Source organism: Burkholderia perseverans (genome assembly GCF_022870505.1).
GTDB classification, from domain to species: Bacteria; Pseudomonadota; Gammaproteobacteria; order Burkholderiales; family Burkholderiaceae; genus Burkholderia; species Burkholderia plantarii.
In genome coordinates, this window is the sequence record NZ_CP045094.1 from 2,281,852 (window position 1) to 2,301,745 (window position 19,894).

9 protein-coding genes are annotated in these 19,894 nt (G+C 69.2%); all 9 read right to left on the reverse strand.

Features of this window, described 5'->3' with window-relative positions:
- Positions 1 to 48 precede the first annotated feature (48 nt).
- Complete coding sequence (locus BpN12_RS24770; protein ID WP_246797984.1) at positions 49 to 1,299, reverse strand: RhtX/FptX family siderophore transporter; 1,251 nt, start codon at positions 1,297 to 1,299, stop codon at positions 49 to 51.
- Between the two features lie 53 nt (positions 1,300 to 1,352).
- Positions 1,353 to 2,849: a PepSY-associated TM helix domain-containing protein gene (locus tag BpN12_RS24775; protein WP_246794900.1), complete on the reverse strand. Its 1,497-nt coding sequence runs from the start codon at positions 2,847 to 2,849 to the stop codon at positions 1,353 to 1,355.
- Between the two features lies 1 nt (position 2,850).
- A complete protein-coding gene (locus tag BpN12_RS24780) occupies positions 2,851 to 3,117 on the reverse strand; it encodes a hypothetical protein (RefSeq protein WP_246794901.1) in 267 nt (88 codons plus the stop codon).
- Positions 3,117 to 5,228: a TonB-dependent siderophore receptor gene (locus tag BpN12_RS24785; RefSeq protein ID WP_246797986.1), complete on the reverse strand. Its 2,112-nt coding sequence runs from the start codon at positions 5,226 to 5,228 to the stop codon at positions 3,117 to 3,119. The genes BpN12_RS24780 and BpN12_RS24785 overlap by 1 nt, the downstream gene beginning before the upstream one ends.
- Positions 5,229 to 5,400: 172 nt before the next feature.
- Positions 5,401 to 7,167, reverse strand: a complete 1,767-nt coding sequence (locus BpN12_RS24790) for an ABC transporter ATP-binding protein (RefSeq protein ID WP_246794902.1) — start codon at positions 7,165 to 7,167, stop codon at positions 5,401 to 5,403.
- Entirely contained in the window at positions 7,164 to 8,882 is a 1,719-nt protein-coding gene (locus BpN12_RS24795) for an ABC transporter ATP-binding protein (RefSeq protein ID WP_246794903.1), read from the reverse strand. The genes BpN12_RS24790 and BpN12_RS24795 overlap by 4 nt, the downstream gene beginning before the upstream one ends.
- On the reverse strand, positions 8,879 to 9,934 hold the full coding sequence (locus tag BpN12_RS24800) for a Gfo/Idh/MocA family oxidoreductase (RefSeq protein WP_246794904.1): 1,056 nt from the start codon (positions 9,932 to 9,934) through the stop codon (positions 8,879 to 8,881). Before BpN12_RS24800 ends, BpN12_RS24795 begins: the two co-directional genes overlap by 4 nt.
- Positions 9,931 to 15,444, reverse strand: a complete 5,514-nt coding sequence (locus BpN12_RS24805; protein WP_246794905.1) for a non-ribosomal peptide synthetase — start codon at positions 15,442 to 15,444, stop codon at positions 9,931 to 9,933. The genes BpN12_RS24800 and BpN12_RS24805 overlap by 4 nt, the downstream gene beginning before the upstream one ends.
- A complete protein-coding gene (locus BpN12_RS24810; RefSeq protein WP_246794906.1) occupies positions 15,441 to 19,841 on the reverse strand; it encodes an amino acid adenylation domain-containing protein in 4,401 nt (1,466 codons plus the stop codon). Before BpN12_RS24810 ends, BpN12_RS24805 begins: the two co-directional genes overlap by 4 nt.
- Positions 19,842 to 19,894: the final 53 nt, after the last annotated feature.

Sequence of the window (19,894 nt, forward strand, 5' to 3'; positions counted from 1 at the left end):
AATCGGCTGCTTGATGCCTGCCACTTGCCGCCCCCCGCCCGCCAAACGTCAGGCCGCCGCTTCGCTCTCCCGCGCACGCATTGCCGACTCGCGGCACCGCAAGCGCGCCGCCACCCCGCACGACACCGCCGCCAGGATGGCTCCCGCGAGAAATCCCCCGCCATAACCGAGGTTCGCCGTCAGCGTCAGCATCATCGACGAAGCCATCATCTCGCCGAGATCGCGCGTGCTCTGCACCGCCGTGACGTCGGTCCCGGCCTGATCACCATGGCCGGCAAAGCTCATGCCGGCGGTCATGATCGCCACCGACGTGATGCCCGTGGCGAGCGAACCGAGCAAGGTGCAGGCCCAGGCCAGCGGCACCGTGGCCGGCAGCCAGCCGCCGGCCTGCATGCCCCACAGCAGCGCGCCCACGCCGGCCAGACTGACGCCGACCATGAACGCGCGCCATTGCCCCACACCTCGGACCAGCCACGCGCCGCCACCGCAGCCAAGCACGACCGTCACCACGCCACCCGCCATGCCGAGCCGGCCGATCGCATCGAGCGACCAGCCCGCGTCGTTGAGAAACAGTTTCGAGAGCCCGAAGCCGGACACCGCGGTCATGGCCGACAGCAGCGCGAGCAGCAGCAACGACAACGAAAACGGACGCTTCGCGAAACGCAGCAGGCTCGCATGGGATTTCTCCGCCATCCCATCGGGCAGTCTGGCGGTGCCGCCCGGCAGCAGGCCGATCACGCATGCGAGGCTCGCGAGCGGCACGCAGGCCAGCAACAGGAACGCGATGCGCTGCCCCGCCAGCCCGCTCAGGATCAGCGTACCGGCGCCCCCGGCGAAAAAGCCGATCATCACGCCCCCCACCTGGATCGCGTTGATCCTGGCCAGCGCGGCACCACGGAAATGCTCGGCCGCCATGCCGTCGTTCGCGATGTCCTGCGTCGCGCTGGCGAGCGAGGCGAGCGCCAGCAGCCCCACCGCGAGCCCCGCCGTCGCGACCGACATCCGCACCCAGGCGAGGCCGAGCAGGCACAGCACGACGATGGCCTGCATCGGCAGCATCCAGCTGCGGCGCGGTCCGATGCGCGCCGACCAGTGATTGTCGACGAACGGCGCCCACAGAAACTTGACGACCCACGGCAAGCCGACGAGCGGCAGGAACGCGAGCGCATGGAGCGGCGCCCCGTCGTGCCGCAGCAGGGTTGGCATCGCATCCATTGCGATGCCGATGGGAATGCCCTGCGATAGGTACAGCACGGTGATGGTGATCACCAGACGACGATGAGGATAAAGATCGCGCACCGCGGCCTCCGATTGCATGAAAGTGAGTGAGGGATACCCGTCGTGGATGCCGGTCATCGCCCGGCGGCGCGCACCGGCGCATCGCGTGGCGGCCGGATGGCCAGCGCCAGCAGCACACCGCCGCCAGCCACGAGCACGGCGTCGACGCTCCAGAAATAGGGATGGCCCGTGTCGCGCACGGTGACGAACAGGTGCAGGAACCCGGCAAGCAGATAGGCGGCCCCGGCGGCCGCGCCCAGGCAGCGTCCGACCGGCAGCCGACGCGGCGCGAGCCACGCGCATGCCACGCTGCCGCCCCAGACGTACCAGGGCAGGCGCGGCAGGAACGCATCGCAGCGCGCGCCGGCCGGCAACAGGCGGCCGGCCAGCAACGACAATCCGGCCGCCAGCACGAGGCCGCCACACACGCCGGTGACCGATGCGGCGAGCCCGCGTGAGCGCCAGCCGCCCGAGCGGCCTCGCCGCCGCGCGCGCAGACACAGCCCGCTCACGCAAAGCCCGCAGGCGCCGATCGCCGTCAGGAAATGCAGCGCCCGCAGTTCGCCGGCGATGCGCGGCACCCAGCCGTACCGCGCGAAATGCAGCGGCTGCATCGCAACGAACGCGCGCACCCAGAAGCCGCGCCCGCGCGCGGTGCGCCGTGCCAGCGCGAAACCGTCGGTCGCGCGATACAGATGCCGCTCGAACAGCACGGTGCTCGCCAGGCCCGAAGTGGTGCCGGCAATCTCGACACTGGCCGACGCGTCGCCCCAGTGATGCAGCATCACGATTTCGGGGCGAAAGCCGGGCGAGCGCCGCGCATCGAGCCGCAGGATCGATTCGACGTCGGGTGGATGCCGCCAGGCGACCTGCGTGGCGGCCGGTGGCGGTGGCCCCATCAGTTCGGCGAACGCCTGCCTCGGATGACCGGGAAACGCCGCGGAGGCGAGCGCCACGGTACCGAGCGCGCCCAGGCCCGAGACCGCGCCCGTGAAACCGAACAGGACCAGCCACGGCAAACTCCACAGGCCGACGAACGCGTGCAGGTCGAACAGCAGCAGATGCCGCCCGCGGCCGTGGCGGATTCTGGCCACGTCGGGCCAGCGCCGGCGATGCAGGACGATGCCGGCGATCACGAGCAGCAACAGCACGATGCCCCACAGGCTGACGACAATGCGGCCCGGGAAGCCCGCGAACAGCGTCTTGTGCAGCGTGACGAGCCACTTTCCGCGCGCGGCCTCGGTGGTCACCCCTTGCCCGGTGGCGGGATCGAGCACGAGCGAGCGCGGCGCGTGCGCGGCACGAAACCGGACCGCCGGGTCGGTCGGCCGCGGCAACGTGATCCGCGCGTCGCGCAGGTCGAAACCGAGCGCCGACGCGGTGCCGATCAGCCGGTTCAGCGGCGGCACGCCGGCGCTGTCCGACAGCGCGGCGCGACGCCACCAGCCCGCCATCGACTCCTGCGCGAGACTCCAGGCGCCACTGAACAGGATCACGAACAACACCACGCCGGCCAGCAAGCCGGCACCGCGGTGGACGTCGCGCCAGCGGTCGCGCGAAGGCACCGGCATCTCAGGACGCTCCCCATAACACCACGCACGGCGTCAGGACCGCCAGCCAGGCCAGCGCGCGCCAGCCGAGCTGGCGCCAGCCCGGCGCGAGCAGCGCCCAGGTGAGCACCGACACGCAGGCGAACAACGCCACGAAAACCGCGGCATACAGCCGGGTCAGGCCATCGGGCGACGGATAATGCCGGGCCAGCGTCACGGCCAGTTCCACCGCACCGAGGCTGGCCCCAACCATCGCGACGCCGGCCCGCCATGGCCACGCGTACCGCATCAATAGGTGCCGCGCACGGTCAGCATGACACTGCGCGGCTCTCCATAGCGGTTATTCCAGCCGACGTTGGCGAGGCTCTGGTAATAGGTCCGATCGAACAGGTTGTTGACGTTGAGCGCGGCCTGCCAGTATCGATTGAGGCGATAACCGAGCTGCAGGCTCGCCAGCGCATAGCCGCCCTGCCGCAGCGTCGTGCCGCCCGATACCACCGAATAGCTGCTCTGCGCCTGCACGCCGCCACCGATACTCCAGCGCCGCTCCTGCCACGGCAGATCGTAGTGCGTCCACAGCCGGAACAGATGGTGCGGACTGAACGATCCGAATTGCCCGACACTGGCGCTGTTGCTCGGATAGCTGGTGGAATCGAACGTATAGCTCGCCCACACGCTCCACCACGGCGTGATGTGGCCGTTGGCTTCGAATTCGAAGCCCTGGCTGCGCGCGCTGCCGGCGTTGACGTAGTAGCAGCTCGCACCGGCACAGGGCACCGCCGGATCGACCTGCGGATTGTTGGCGAGGTCGATGCGGAACACCGCGAACGACAGGTTGAGCTTGCCGCCGGCCAGCTGGCCCTTGACCCCGGTCTCGTAGGTCTTGCCCTTGGTCGGTTCGAGGATGTCGCCGCTCGCGGTCAGCTTCGTTTGCGGCTGGAACACTTCCGCGTAGCTCGCATACCACGACCAGTCGCTCGCGAAATCCCAGATCAGGCCGCCATACGGCGTGAACTGGCCGCCGGGGTTGTAGTGAGCGGTGAGATTGTTCTGGCTCCACCAGCTGTAGCGGCCGCCGAGCACGAGCGTCAGCGGCTTCGCGAGCTTGATGCGGCCGAGCCCGTAAAGGCCCTCCTGCGAGATGCTGGTCTGGCTCGTCTGCCGATAAGGCCCGACGCCGGGCTCCGGCACGCTGTCCGGATCCCATCGATAGACGTTCACCGGCGTCCCCATGCCGCTCAGCAACGGCGCGGCCAGCTGCCCGCTGGTGCTGTTCGCCCAGGTCACGCCGAACAGCAGCTGGTGCTCGAGGCCGAACAGATGCACCGGGCCCTGAATATTCGCGTCGATGCTGCGGCTGTAGCTGCTGAACTGATAGGCGCCGCCCGTCAAGGCGCCACCCGCGCCCGTGACCGGATCGACCGCGCCGAACGAACCGGCGTATTTCAGGTCGGCCGTCGCCACCTGATATTCCCCGCTCAGCTTGGCCCGCCAGCCGTTGCCGAGCTTCTGCTCGAGCGAACCGAACGCCCGCGTGGTATCCCAGTTCTCGTCGTCCCAGGCGGCGTCGAGATAGGTCGAGCGCGGCAGGCCGACACTCTTGCCGTCGCGCGTCATCGGCACGCCCGACATGTCGGGCACCGCGCGAATCGTCTGGTATTGCGCCCCCAGGGTCAGCAGCGTGTCGCGCGTCAGATCGGCCTCGGCCACGCCGTAGATCGAGCGCGTGCCCTGTTTGGCGTGGTCATAGAAGAAATGCCGATCCTCGTAGGCCGCGACGATCCGCGCGCGCAACGTGCGCGCCGCGTTGAGCGGCCCGCCGATATCCGCTTCGCCGCGGTATCGGTCCCAGCTGCCGAAGCTCGCCGACGCGTTCGCGCTGAAGTGATACTGCGGCCGCTTGCGCACGAGATTGACGGTGGCGGCCGGATTGCCGGAGCCATGCATCAGGCCGTCGGCGCCACGCAGGATCTCGACGCGCTCGAACACCGACATGTCCTGCGGCGAACTCGCCGTATCGCCGATCACGACCGGCACGCCGTCGAGCTCGAACGAATCGACCTTGAAACCACGGACGAAATAGGCCGTGGTCAGTTGCACATAGGGCTGCACCGTCACGCCGGCCGACTGCTGCATCACCTCGTCGAGGCTGAACAGGTTCTGTTGCTCCATGCGCTCGCGCGTCGTGACGCTGACCGATTGCGGAATCTCGCGTAATTCAAGCGGCATCTTGCCGAGCGTGGCCACCGACGGATCGATGTCGTGCGTCTTCGCCGCCTTCACCTCGATGGCCGGCAGCGCCTTCGCTTTCGTCGGACGGGGGCTTGCCGCGTGCTTCGTATCGTCGGCCCTGGGCGTTTCCGCAAGCGCGGAGGCCCAAGGCTGGGCCGCCAGCAGCAGCCCGACGTACAACGATGAACGCCAGCTTGCGTGCTTGAATCGTGATGCGTCCGCCTCCCTCGACGACACGCTCGTTCTTATAGCTTGATGCACCATGTGCGCCCTCATATTTGATAGTAGTTCTTATTATTAATTAAACGAGGATGGCTATTTTTCGCTCTCCAGCGTTTCTCTATCGATCTCCGGCGCCGGCGAATTTTTGCTTAGTGGACTCGCGCCCGATGCGAGGATCCGGCTCGCTTGCGGCTTCGTCGCGCGCAAAGGCCCGGTACCAGGCGTCGGTCGCGCACAGCTGCGAATGCGAGCCTTGCGCCCGCACCCGGCCCGCGTCGAGCACGACGATCCGGTCGGCTTCCCGCGCCAGCATCGGGCTATGCGTCACGACGATGCAGGAGCGACGCCCGTGCATCGCGATGAGGCTGTCCCTTACCCGGCGCGTACTGAGCTCGTCGAGGTTGGCGGTCGGCTCGTCGAGCAGCAGCACCGGCGCGACCGATACCAGCCCGCGCGCGATGCACAGCCGCTGCCGCTGGCCGCTCGACAGGCGTTGGCCACCCGGGCCGAGCTCGGCGTCGAGCCTGTGCGGCAGACGCGCGATCTCGTATTCGAGGCCGACCGCGCGCAGCGCGGCGACGAGTTCCTCCTCCGATGCACCGGGCTTGCCCATCCGCAGGTTCGACGCCACGCTGCCGCGAAACAGCACGTTGTCCTGGAACACGACATTGCGCGCCGCCGCCAGGCCGGCTTCATCGAGTTCGCGGAGATCGACGCCGCCGAGCAGGACGCGTCCCTCGGTGGGGTCCGTCACGCGCGCGAGCAGGTTCAGCACGGTGCTTTTCCCCGCGCCGGTCGGACCGACGATCGCGAGCAGTTCGCCCGCGGGACAGCGCAGATCGATGCCGGACAGCAGGTTCACGCCGCCAGTGCGATAGGCGAGCCGCGTCGCCTCGACGCTGGCGTCGCGAGGCGACGGACCGGACGCCGGACTCTCCAGCCGCCGCGCCTGAAGCACCACCAGCACGCTGTCGAGCGCGCGCCCCGCCTCTCCCAGTGCCTGGCCGATCTGCGTCAGTTGCGAAAGCGGCTCGACAAAGCGCACCAGCAACACGAGTGTCGCGATCACGGTGGCCGCGTCGAGTTGCCCCGCCGTCACGGCCCACGCGCCGCACACCAGCAGCGCGACGAAGATCAGCTGCACCGAGCCGACGAACACGAGTTCGACCGGCAGGGAGCGCCGCATCAGCGCCAGCGTCGCCCGATGCTGGCTGTCGAGCGCCTGCTGGAACACGGCGCGCGCGGCGCTGTCGCGCCCCGCGAAGCGCAGGATTTCCTGATGGGCGGCGAACGTCTGGAGTTGCTCGGCCATGGCTTGCCCGCTTGCCGCGCGCGACTGCTCCAATACAATCGTTCGCGTGCCGCTCCAGTTGAACAGCATGCACAGCAGCAGCATCGCCAGCGCCAGCATGCCGACCAGCACCGGATCGATCAGCGCAAGGCCCAAGAGCGCGGCAAGCGGCGTCACGATCGCGCCGATCAGCGGCCCGAACAGATGCGCGGGGATGCTCATCGCCCGCATGACCGGCCCCTGCAGCAGCCCGGCGGGATGTCGGTCCCGCACCTGCGCCCATTCGGCCACGCGCGGCAGATGGCGCACCAGTTGCGCGGTCAGGCCGGCGGCAAGCCGGCCGCCGGCACGATATCCCTTGCGCTGCGCCAGATACAGCACGACGGTCTGGCAGGTCGTCAGCGTGCCCAGCGCGGCGACCCAGGGCAATGCGGCGGCCGTCTCACCGGCGAACCAGGCGCGGATCAGCGGCACGATCAGCACGCCGCAAAAACCGTCGAGCCAGGCGGCCATCAAGGCCCAAGCCGCGGCATGAAGCTGGCCACGGCGCACCTCGGCCGGCAGCGCGCGCAGGCGTTTCAGCCAGATCTTCATGGCGCGTCCTCCCCGGCCGCCGCGCCGCGCTGTGCCCATAACTGCGCGTACAGCCCGCGCGCCGCCAGCAGCGAGGCATGGCTGCCGCGTTCGACGATGCGGCCGCGATCCATCACCAGGATCTGCGCCGCGTGACGAATCGGGACGAGGCTGTGACTGACGATCACGCGCGTGCGGCCGTCTTCGCACAGCGCGTTGTGCAGCGCGCGTTCGGTCTGCGGATCGAGCGCCGACATCGACTCGTCGACCAGCAGCAGCGGCGAGGGCGACAGCATCGCGCGCGCGATCGCGAGCCGCTGCAACTCGCCGCCGGAGAACGTCACGTCGCGGCCATACACGCTGTCGTAGCCATGCGGCAACGCGGCGATCCGCGCATCGATGCAGGCCAGCCGCGCCACGGCGCGGATCGCATCGAGCGGCGCCTGCGGCCGATGCAGCGCGATATTGGCGGCCAGCGACAGGTCGAGCGCCACTGCGTGCTGAAACACCACGGCCACCTGCGCGTGCAGGACCTCGTCCGGCAGCGCGCGCAGTTCGACGCCGCCCAGCCGGATCGAGCCGCTGTCCGGATCCATGAAGCGCGCCAGCAGCATCAGCAAGGTGCTCTTTCCCGCACCCGACGGACCGACGATGGCCGTCGTCACGCCGGCCTCGATGCATGCGTCGATCTCGGCCAGGACCGTGGCTCCGTCGATCGAGACAGTCACGCCCGTGAGCTCGATCGACGCGTCGCGCGGCGCCTGCGCCGAGCGCCCCTCGGGCAATGCCGGCAGCGCGAACAGTTCAACCAGGCGCTGCGCGGCGGCCTGCGCCTCGCGCAGCGCGTCGGCGCCATGGCCCAGCGCACGCGCCGGTGCCGCGATCGCCCAGACAAGCAGCACGAAGGTGGCAAGCGGGGCAACGGCCAGCGGCCCGCGCGCGAACCACACCGCGCCGCATATGACCCAGGCGAGCAGGAACGGCGTACCCAGCAGCACCTGCGTCAGCGCGCTCCATCCGCCGATTCGGCCGACCCACGTCACGAACGCCCGCTCGAAACGCGCCACGGCGTCGAGCGCCGCCGCTTCGATACCGGCGGCCGGATACTGGCGCACCAACACGGGATGCTGAGCGAGTTCGGCATAGTCGCCCATCAGCCGTTCGAGCGCGGCATTGCGCTGCGCGAACACCGGTGCGTAACGCGCCGAGCGCAGCCAGTGGAAGATGCCGACCGCGGCCAGCAGCGGCACCAGCGTCCACGTGAACAGGATCGCATCGAGCCGGACGAGCCAGATGCTGGCGGCAAGCGGCACCACGATCAGGCGCGTCAGGTCGGTCGGCGCATGCGCCACCAGCTGATGCAGGGAGCGGACGTCCTGATCGACATAACGTGCCGCGCGATCACTGCCCATCCGCACGAACCAGCCGAGCGGCAGCCGCTGCATGTGATCAGCCAGCTGCCGCCGCAGCCGCGCGCCAAGATCGGCATCGACGCGATGCGTCAGATGCTGTGCGAGCGTCTGGCCGAGCATCCAGGCGACGCTCGCGACGACAGCCGCGCCCAGCCAGCCAGCGACGCCACGCTCCGCGCCGGCATGAACCTGCCAGCGGCCGGCAATCTGCCCCAGCGCCACCCATGGCAGCATCGATGCGATCCCGGCCAGCGCCTGCAGGCCGATCGCGATCGAGAGCGGCGGCAGAAACGGCCGCAATATCTGGCGCAGCGGCGGCGTCATGCGGCCCGCTCCAACGCCTGTTCCAACGTCTCGCCCGGCAGGTCGTCAAGCGGCTGCGCCGGAAAACCGAGCACGCCGGTCAGACGCTGCCACAGCCGCGTGACTTCGGTGCTGCGCTGGTTGGCGGCCGCCAGGCCGTGACCCGTGACGAGCGGCGTCAGTGCGCGTACCGCCGCCTGCGGCCAGACCGTCGCATGGATGTACTCCCAACTCGGCGGCGTCGCCTCGTAGAGCTGGACGCTTGGCAAGCCGGAAACGCCGGTGGCGCCATCGAAGATCGGAAAGAGCCCCTGCGCATCGGCACCGGGCGCGCGGATCGCCGGCTCCCACAGCAATGGGCCATGCGGCGACGCCAGTGTCCACGTGCCGCCGTCGATCTGCAGCGCGATCCGGAACAGCAGTGGCATGCGGCCATCGTCACCGGCCGCCATTTCGTTGTGAACGCGCAGTGAGACCGGCGTTTCCGCCAGCCTCATCGAACACGTCCGCGTCGACGACCGACCGGCCCGCGCCGGCTCGATCGACCACGGCCCGACCCCTTCGAGCATGCCGGCGAGCACCTCCAGCAACGCATAGCCGAGCTGCACCGAGCAGGTCGCATCGATATGCACGACGCCGCGCCGCCGGCTGAGCCGTCGAGCGACGTCGATGAACATCGCGACGACGGGCAGGTTCGGATAGAAGCCGTTCAGCAGGCAGCGGCGCCGATGACACCCGGCTTCGCGCAGCAGGTCGTCCCATTCGACCGGCAACAGCGGATGCTCGATCAGCACGTCGATGCCGCGCATCATCAGGCGCCGCGCCAGCTCTCCACCCTCGGCGCCGCGCGCCGCGCCACCCACGGCCACGCACGCCAACCGCACGTCATCGGGCAGTGCCTCGGGCGCTTCGTACATCGGCACGCCGACCTTGGCCGCCAGCGCCGTGGAACGCGCGCTGCCGTTGGCAAGGATGCCGGCCAGCCGATAATCGCCGGAGCTGGCGAGGCCGGCCGCATAGAACTGACCGAAGCGGGAACCGGCCACCACGACCGGCAACGCGTCTCTGCTCATCGCGACCTCCCCAGATGATTCGTGACGAATGCGTCGTTCAGGCAATCGAAATGCCCTCCCGGCAAGTCGATCAGCGCGACCTTGCCGAGCGCCTGCGTTTGCCAATAGTCGAGCAGGACCGCGCGCTGCTGCGGAATCAAGGGGTTGCATCGCTCGGGCACGAACAGCCGCAGGCCCGCCACGTAAGGCGCCGTTCCCGCCCAATGGCTTGCGGCGACCGAGTGCGCGAACAACCGGTAAAACGGCTCGCGCTGCGCGACGAGCGGCCCGTCCTGCAACCCATCTTGCGCGCCGTCCGGCTGCAACCCGGCTGCCGCGCGCAGCACGCCGATACGCACGGCGTCGAGCGGCGGGCAGGTGTCGCCGAACATCCCGAGCTGTGCCTCGATAGCGCCCGCCGCCAGACGCGTGCCGTCGGTCTTCAACGCCTGCTCCAACGCATCGGCCAGCAGATCGACGGGCGGATAGCCGAATGGCTCGACCGGCAGGCCGAGTGTCTTCGCGTAGTTGAACAGGATCAGCCGCTCGTCCTCGATCAGATACGGAATGCGATAACTCGACACGATATCGAGCGAGCGCACCGCCACGCCGAGTTGCAGCAAGGCTTTCGCCATCTCGATCGCGATCAGGCCGCCCGAGCAATAGCCGAGCAGGTCGACCTCAGCCACGCCTTCGCGCGCGAGGGCGCGGGCATAGCGCGCGCCGAGCGTCGCGTTCACATGGCGTGCCGGAATCGCGAGATAGTCGTCGGTGTCCTCCATGGCGAAGCCGAGCAGCGGCCCGAGTGCCGAGAGGGCCGGCATGACGCGCCGATAGGCGTGCAGCGTGCCGAGCCCTTCGTGGACCAGCACGCGCGGCACGCCTTCCCCCGCCGCGATGCGGATCGGCTCCACGCGGCGCCAGTGCCGCGCCGGCGGACTGGCGATGAGGCGCGCGGGCTCGCCCTCACTGGCTCCGTCTTGCTCCGCCTCCTTCGTGTCTGCTGTTTCGAGTCGCGCGGCCTGCGCACTCCCCGCAGCGTCGCTGTCGCGCAGAAAGGCGGCGACGGCCGCCGGGGTCGGCCGGTTCAGCGCGCAACGCAACAGTCGATCAAACGAATGGGCGCGTGCCAACGGCTCGTCTGCGCGCAAACGCCCGATCAGCTGGGCAATCAGCAGCGAATCGCCGCCCGCGGCGAAGAAATCCTGATCGACCGTGATGCCCTGGATATCGAGCACGGCTTCCCATAGCGCGATCAGGCGCGCTTCGAGGGCATCCGCGGCGACAGCATGTACGACGGCGCGAGTCACGGCCGGCGGCGCTTGAATCGACGCGATCGCCCCGAGACGGCGGCGGTCGATCTTGCCGTTGGCGGTGGTCGGCAGTCGCTCCAGCACGTCGATCCGCGCAGGCAGCATGTAGGCGGGCAGACGTTGCGCCACGAACGCCTGCAGCTCGTCGGGCGCGATCCGTGCCGCGCCAGCCTTCACGCGCGCGACAAAGACCTCGTAGCCGAGCGCGCGCAGCGGATCGTCCGGCCCGGTACAGCCCGTCGCGCAATCCGCTGCTTCGCGTTGCAGCCAGGCCAGCCAGGATTCGCGATGGACGAACAGCTGCCCGAGCCCGGCGCGCGCATCGTCGGGCGACTCCATCATCAGCGCCTGGCTGACACTGATTTCCGGGTGCTCGCAGGTCAGTTCCTGAATCACCCACCACGCGTCAGCCCCCGACATCTCGCGCATGCCGTTGAGCAGCGCGACCGTATCCCGCGCGTTGTTGAGCGCGCCGGAGCTGATCAAAAGGTCGATGGAATGCGGAGCGATGCCCTGCTCCTCGGAGCGGACGTTCATGTCGAAACGCGCGAAGCGCACCCAGGGGCAGCCGGCGAAGCGTTCACGCGCCGCGGCCAGAAAATAGCTCGACACGTCGGTGAACAGATAGTCGATGCCGATGCCCGCCTGCACCAGCGGGGCCAGTGCGTCGACGATCACACGCGTCGCCGCCGCGGTGCCAGCGCCGATCTCGAGTACGCGCCAGACCCGCTGCGGCTCGCGCTCGACGATGCGACGCACCGCTTCGGCCATGCCGCGATGCAGCGCCTGCGCATGCAGTCCCGTGCTGTACATCGCCTCCGCGATATGCGTCGTCCCTTGCGGGAACATCAGCGCGGCGGGCGAGATGCGCTCGCCCAGCTGCTCGCCGAGGCACGCCGCGCTGCGACGAAAATAATCGATCAGGTCCGGCGGCCAGAGACTGACCGCAGCGTCGCTCGCGAAGCGGTCCCAACGCACGTCGGCCTCGGCCGTCGGCGCGTCGGGGCGCGACTGCCACGCACCCGAAGGCAGCGCCTCCAGATATCCATGGCCCTGCAGCAGCGCGAGCCAATGGCGCAACAGGTGCTGCCGCTCGGCAGGCACGGCGAGCCGTGTGGAGAGTGCCGGAAAATCGACGGGCTCGCGCATCTCGCCGATCCAGGCCGCGAGCGAGGCCACGCAGGCCGCCTCGAGCCGGGCCACCGACTCGCGTATCCGCGACAACGTCGGCCAAGCCTCGGAGGCCCACGCCGCGGACACGCGGTCGGCCACGTCGTTCAGCGCTTCAGCATGGTCACCGCGTTCGGGTTCCGCGCCGCCGAGCGTGACAAAGCTGTTCAGGTGCCGCTGCTGCGTGTCACCGAGTACGACGGTAGCGGCGGCGCTCACGAGCGGATGGGCACTCAGCGCCGCGTCGATCTCGGCCAGTTCGATGCGATAGCCGCGAATCTTGACCTGATCGTCCTGACGGCCGAGGAATTCGATCGAGCCATCGGCCCGATAGCGCCCGAGGTCGCCGGTACGATAGCGCCGCCGGCCGGCCGCATCGCGAACGAAACGCTCGGCGGTCCGCTCCGGATCGTTCAGGTAGCCGTCAGCCAGCCCCACGCCGCCAATATAAATTTCGCCGCGTACCTCGGCCGGACAGCGACGGCCGAGCGCATCGAGGACTTCGACGGTCTGCCCCGTCAGCGCCCGGCCGTAGGGGATGCTCGCAAGCTGTGTGTCCTCGCGTCGAATCCGGTGCTCGATCGACCAGATCGCCGCCTCGGTCGCACCGCCCAGACTGAACAGATCGCTCTGCGGCCAGCGTCGCCACCAGCGCAGCGGCAAGCTCACCGGAATCCAGTCGCCCGACCACAGCACGCAACGCGGCCCGGGCACGCGCCGATCCGGCTCGCTGTCCAGATAATCGATCAGCATCTGCCCTTGCGCGGGCACCGAGTTCCACACGGTCACGCCGTGGCACACCATCAAGTCGGCCCAATGCGACGGATCGCTATGGCGTGTCGGATCGGGCAGCACGACGCAGGCGCCCCGTGCCGTCGCGCCGAACAGGTCGTAGACGGACAGGTCGAAACTCAGCTCCGCGAGGCCCAGTACCACGTCGTCGGGGCCGATTTCGTGGCGGCGGTTGATGTGGTCGAGCGTATTGCAGACGGCCGTGTGGCTCAGCATCACGCCCTTGGGCTCGCCGGTGGAACCCGACGTGTAGATGATGTAAGCCAGGGCATCGCCGCCGCCGACGCACGCGGCACGGAGCAGCCAGCCGGGAGCCGAACCGAGCCGGTCGAGAACATGATCGAGGTCGATACGCACGGCGGCTCCCGCATCGTAGGCCTGCGTCGTGTCGGCCACGACCGCCCGCACCTGTGCACTGTCCAGGATCGCCCGCCGCCGCGACGCCGGCTGACGCACGTCGATCGGCACGTAGGCGGCGCCGGCCTGCACGATACCGAGCACGGCCACGGCCTGCCCGACGCCTTTCGGCAACAATACGGCCACCCGGTCTCCCGCACCGACGCCGGCCCGTTCGAGCACGTCGCGCAGCGCAGCCGCCCGCTGCACGATCGAGCGATAGCTGTGGGAACCGGCCTGATCGATGATCGCCGTCGCTTCCGGCGTGGACAGCGCCCGGGCCGCGAAACCGGCGGCCAGATGCGCGTCGGGCTTCGTCGGCACCGGTGGCGGCTCGGCTTCGGCCACCGTAGGCAGCACCAGATCGCCGCGCCGCGTCCACCATGAATCGTCGCTTGCTAGGCGCCCGAGCAGCGCCACGAACGCATCGAACATCGCCTCGGGCATGCCGGCCGGAAACAGCGCCTCGCGCACGTCCCAGCCGATTTCGAGACCGCCGAACTGATCGGTGACCTGACAGTCGAGCCAGACCTGCGGCGTCTGGCTGATCATCTCGAGCGGTCGGTCGAGCCGCGCGCCTTGGCCTTCTAGCAACCGTCCGACACTGCCGATCCCGCTCGTGAACACGACCGGCATCAGATCGGCGCCCTTGCCGCGCCGACGGGCCAGCTCGCGCATCACGTCGATCCCGGTGAAACCGCGATGCTCGAGATCGTCGAACATCTGCGCCCCGATGCGCCGCGCGCGTTCGGTGAAGTCGCAGCCTTGCGCGACATCCACGGCGAGCAGGCTCAACGCCGTGAAATCGCCAAGAACTTCGCCGATGCGCGGATGCACGTCGGGACGATTCAGTACCGTGAGATTCAGGCAGAACGGGGGCGTCTGGCTCCAGCGCCCGATGACCTCCGCGAACGCCGCCAGCGCGACGCTCGCCGGACTCAGGCCGTGGTGGCTCGCCATCGCGCACAGCGCACCCCAAGGGCCGTCGCCGAGCCGCGCATGAAGATGCGTGAAACGCGGCGACGCCGGCGTAGCCGGCGCCGGCACGACCGGCAGATCGGGGCGCCCCGGCAACGCATCTAGGCGTGCCAGCCACCATGCCCGGTCCTGCGCATGCCGGCTGCGGTCGCGGGCGCGCGCCTCGTTGACGACGTAGTCGCGGAACGTGACGTCAAGCACATCCGGCTTCCAATGCGGCTCGTCGTAGCGGTGGCGCCATTCGCTCAACAGCAATTGCAGACTCGCGTAATCGATCAGCGTGAAATCCACCGACATGTGCAGGACTGTGCGTGCCCGGCCGAAGCTCAGCTCCGGCCGTATCACCGGCCAGCGGTCAAGCGCGTGGACCGCATGATCGAGCCGGTTTCGCACGGCGGCCAGATGGGCCGCGAAGCAGGCATCATCGGCCTCGCGCAGTTCATGCAGAACCAGCGATTGCCATGGCACGTCCGGCAATACGCGCTGCCAGGCGCTACCCTCGACGATGGCGCGCAGCATCGGATGCCGCGCGACGCAGGCGTTCCAGGCTGCCTCGAAGCGCGCGATATCGAGCGAAGCCGGCAGCGGATACTCGACGTAGAGATGGCAGGCGTGGCCGCCGAATTCGAACGCGGGATTGCGGCCCAGCACATAGGCGGCCTGCACCGGCGTCAGGGCAAACCGCTCGTAGGCCTTCGCGGGGTCCGGCTGCCAGGCGTCCTCGGAAAGAAAATCGATCAGCGCGCGCCGTCGGCTCCGGATCGTCTCGGCCAGCGCCGTATCGAGCGAGCCGGCCGGCGCGCGGTAGTGCAATCGGCCGCCTTCGCTCCAGAGTTCGATCTGCCGCTCGCGACACAGCTCAAGCACGTCTTCGAGATTCATAGCACGCCCTCTTCCAGCCCCGCGCCGTCCGGGCCGGATTCGGCAGAAGCGGCCAGCCTGGCCGCCAGGCCTGACAGCGTTGGCCGCTGGTAGAACTCGGCCATGCCAATTCGCACCCCGAGCCGCTCGTGCAGTCGGGCGATGAAGCGCGTGGCGAGCAGGCTGTCGCCACCGAGCGAAAAGAAGCTGGCCTCCCTCGCGTTATTGGGGTGTCCGAGAGCCTGCTCCCAGCACGTCAGCAGCGAGACTTCCCGCTCGTTGGCCGGAACGAAGGCCGTGCTCGACGAACGCGATTCATCGCCCGCGCGCCACATCGCGTCGGAGATCGCGCGCCGGTCGATCTTGCCGTTCGCGTTGAGCGGCCAGCACCGCCGGCACCAGATCGGCTCGGGCCGCATGGCTTCGGGCAGCCGGTCGCGCAACCATTCGGCGAGCCGCGGCTCGGTCAGCTTCGTCCCGCCGGCCTGCGCGACGATCATGAGGAATGCCGGGTCGTGCCAGCTGTCGGGCGCCAGCGCGAAGCCGTGGCGCTGCGCCGCCGCTGACACCTCGCCCCACGAGGCAAAGCGCGGCGCCGCCTCGGAGAACAAGCCGGCACTGATCTGACGCAGCGGCGAATCGCGCATCAGGTCCGCCAGCATCAGGCAGCCGCCTTCGGCCAGCAGCATGGCGCTTTGCCAGAACAGGTCGTCGAGACTGTCATGAGTATGGGCGGCGGCGAAGCTGACGACGCAATCGAACTGTCCGAGATGGCGCAGCGGCAGGAGGCCGCCCTCCAATGGTTGCAGCACGGGCGTGGACCGCGTGAAGCGGGCCGCCGCCTCACGCAGCAGCCCGGCCGAAGGATCGAACAAGGTGGTTCGCACGCCTGGATCGTCAAGCATGGCCAAACCTGGCGTGAGCATCTGACCTCCGCGAACATCGAGCACGGCCACGCTCGACGGTTTACCCGCCGCGATCTGCCGGGCCAGCGCGCGGCCGATCTGCGTGATCGCGAGCCGGCCGCCCGGCAGTTGCAGCGCCATCGACTGAGGGGCGAGCCGCGCGTCGAGCAGCAAGCGCTGCGCACCGGCGGCGTCGCCGATCAGGTCGAGCAGCGCCGGAACAAGGCCGGCCAGCGCTTCGCGCGACCAGCCCAGCCGCGACAGCGCATCGTCAAGCGTCATCGGCGCCATCGGTGCCGTCGCGCGCGCGTCGGCCAGCCAGGCACTCCAGCGCGCGCGCAGCGCGGCCGGCACCGCGGGCTCGGGTCGAGCCAGCAGTTCCGTCAACACGAACCCAGTCACGGCGACCTCGGCAACGGCGGTGTCGGGCAGGCTGGCCGGCGCAATCTCGGCGGCCTGCGCGCCGCCGTCCTGCGGCTGCGCGGCGGCCGGCACGAGCGTAGCGATCACGCGCGCGATCTCGCCCTGCGACACGGCTGCGCAAGCGCTCTCGACGTCCGGATGTTCGGCCAGCGCCGCTTCGATTTCACCGAGTTCGACCCGATACCCCCGGATCTTGACCTGCTGGTCGGTGCGGCCCAGCAATTCCAGCGTGCCGTCCGACCAGTAACGCCCGCGATCGCCGGTGTGATACCAGCGACCGTGCGGCGTCGATTCGAAGCGGCGCGCCGTCAGCTCGGGATCGTTGCGATATCCGCGCGCGAGGCTGCCGCCGCCGATCAGCAGCTCGCCCACGACGTGATCGGGGATGTCGTGGCCGTGGCCGTCCACCACGCGATAGGCCTGCCCCGGCAACGGCGCGCCGTAAGGAATCGAGCGCCAATAGCGGGGCACGGTCGTACCGACGGTCTGGAGATTCGACCAGATGCCGGCCTCTGTCGCGCCACCCAGTGCATACACGGCGCAGTGAGTGCCGGCATGGGCGCGCAGCCGCGCCGGCAAGTCGATGCCGATCCAGTCGCCCGACAGCAACACGGCGCGCACGCCGCAGAAGCCATCTCCCGCGCGATGCGCGGCCAGCGCCATCTCGAGCAGCGCGGGCGCCGAGTTCCAGACCGTCACCGCGTGGCGTGCCAGCAATTCGATCCAGCGCCGCGCATCGCGCGCCTCGTCCTGCTCCGGTATCACCAGGCTGCCGCCCGCCCCGAGCACGCCGAACAGGTCGAATACCGACAGATCGAAATCGAGCGCGGATACCGCGAGCAGCCGGTCATCGGCCGTCAAGCCGACGCAGCGCGCGACGGCGTCGACCGTGTGCATCGCCGCGCCGTGCGACATCTCCACGCCTTTCGGCATGCCCGTCGATCCGGACGTATAGATCACGTAAGCGGTGTGCCGGGGCGAGACGGCGAGCGGCGCGGGCAGCGGATCGGCCTCGCTCAGCCGCGCGATGTCGAGACAGCACAATCCGTCGATGGCCGCCGTCGCGCCGATCACGGCCTTTACACCGGCGGCCCGCTCGATCAGGGCCTTGCGCGCGACCGGCTGCCCAATGTCGAGCGGGACGTAGCAGGCGCCCAGCGCGAGTACGCCGAGGGCCGACGCGATCTGCCCCGGGCCGCGCGGCAGGCTGATTTCCACCGCGTCACCCAGGCCGACGCCCGCCGCCTTCAGCCCGCCCGCGATCGCGAGCGCGCGGGCGGCCAGCTCGCCCCGCGTGACGACACGCTCGCCATGGCGCAGCGCGATCGCGTCGGGCTGGCGTTGCGCCTGCCGAAACGCATCGTGATGCAGCGTGCGCGGCACCGATGAAAACGCGACCGAATTCGCCGCGTCCCGCCGGCGCTGCTGATCAAGCGGCAACGGCAGCACGGCCGGGGATTGCCAGTCGCGATCGCACAACCCCTGCACCAATTCCAGATACGCGCCGAACATCGCATCGATCACGCCCGGCGCGAACAGGCCGTCCACGCTGTCCCACGCCAGCAGCGCGCCATCCGTCACGCGGTACAACTGGTGATCGAGCCATACCTGGGGCGTCTGCGAAATCATGTCGTGCAGATCGCCGAAGATGCGCCGGAACTCGTCAGGAACGAACGTGCCGCTGCCGAGGTTATTGGAAAACACCACGGGCGCGGCGCGCGGCATGCCCACCCGGCGTGCATCGCGCAGGACTTCGAGCGCCGGATACGCGGCATGCGCGATCGCATCGTGCATGTCGAGCTGGAAGCGGCGCACGGCGTCGACGAAACAGGCCGCCGGCTCGACCCGGCACTCGACCAGCAACAGCGTCGTGAAATCGGCGACCATCGCGGCGAGATCGGCTTCGTCGCCATGCCGGTCGAACAGCGGGACATTCAACAGAAACGCGTCCTGCGCGCTCCAGCGCGCAAGCACGAGCGAGAACGCGCTGCCGAACACCGAGGAAAGCGTCACCCCATGCCGCGCTGCCGCTTGCCCCAACCGTTCGAGTTCGGAATGACTGAGCGTGAACGCGCGGCGCACGAAGCGCGGCGCGCGGATGGTTTCGGGCGCGCAGGAGAGCGGCAGCATCGGGGCGCCGGACAGCTGTGGCAGCCGTTCGAGCCAGTATGCGCGCGCCGCGTCGCGAGCCGCCCGGGACCGGCGTTCGCGCCGCGCGAGATAGGCAGGAAACGAGGTCGACGGCTCGGCCGGCAGCGAGGCCGGATCGGCATAGGCGAGCCCGATTTCCTTCATTACGAGCCGCACGCTGTCGACGTCGGCCGCCAGCAAGTCGAGGCTCAGCCACACCCGGTCGCTGCCGTCGGGCATCGCCGCCAGTCCCGCCAGGAAAACCTGGCCATGCTCGACCGCGAGACGTTCGTGCGACCGCCGCGCCAGCAACTCGGCCCACGCCGCCTCGGCCGCCTCGGGCGTGTCGCCGCGCCAGTCTCGATGATCGAACACCGGCACGTCCGGTTCGTCGACGATCTGCTGCCGCCCCGCCTCGAAGCGCGCGCGCAACATCGGATGACGTCGGCGCACCAGCCGGCATGCCGCTTCGAGCCGCTCCGCATCGATCGCGCGGCTGCTGAATTCGATGAAGATGTGGCAGGCGACGTTGCCGAGCACCTGCTCATCGCCACGGCCAAGCCAATAAGCCTGCTGCACGGCCGACAGCTCGAACGGCGCATGGATGTCCACGACGATATCCGTGTTGCGTCCCGCGTTCTCCCGGTCATCTCGCGCCTCCGCTTCGCGTGCCTCTACTTCGCCGCCCCGCGCGGGTGCCTTGGCGACTAACTCGCGCCAGGCCGCCAGGCTGGGATTGCGCGCCAGATCGACAAACGTCAGCGCATGACCCGCGCGGTTGATGCTCGCCAGCAGTGACATCAGCCGGATCGAATCGAGCCCGCAGCCGAGCAGGTTTTCGTTGTCGTCGAGCGCCGTGATGTCGTCGAACGACTCGCCCAGCAACTCAACCAACCGCTCGACGAACCATCGGCGGGACAGCTTTCCCGAGAGCTGTGAATCGACAACGGATGCGCGCATCGGAGCCCCTCGCATGAGATCGGCATGAATGTCTCCGCCTGGAAAACAGCGGC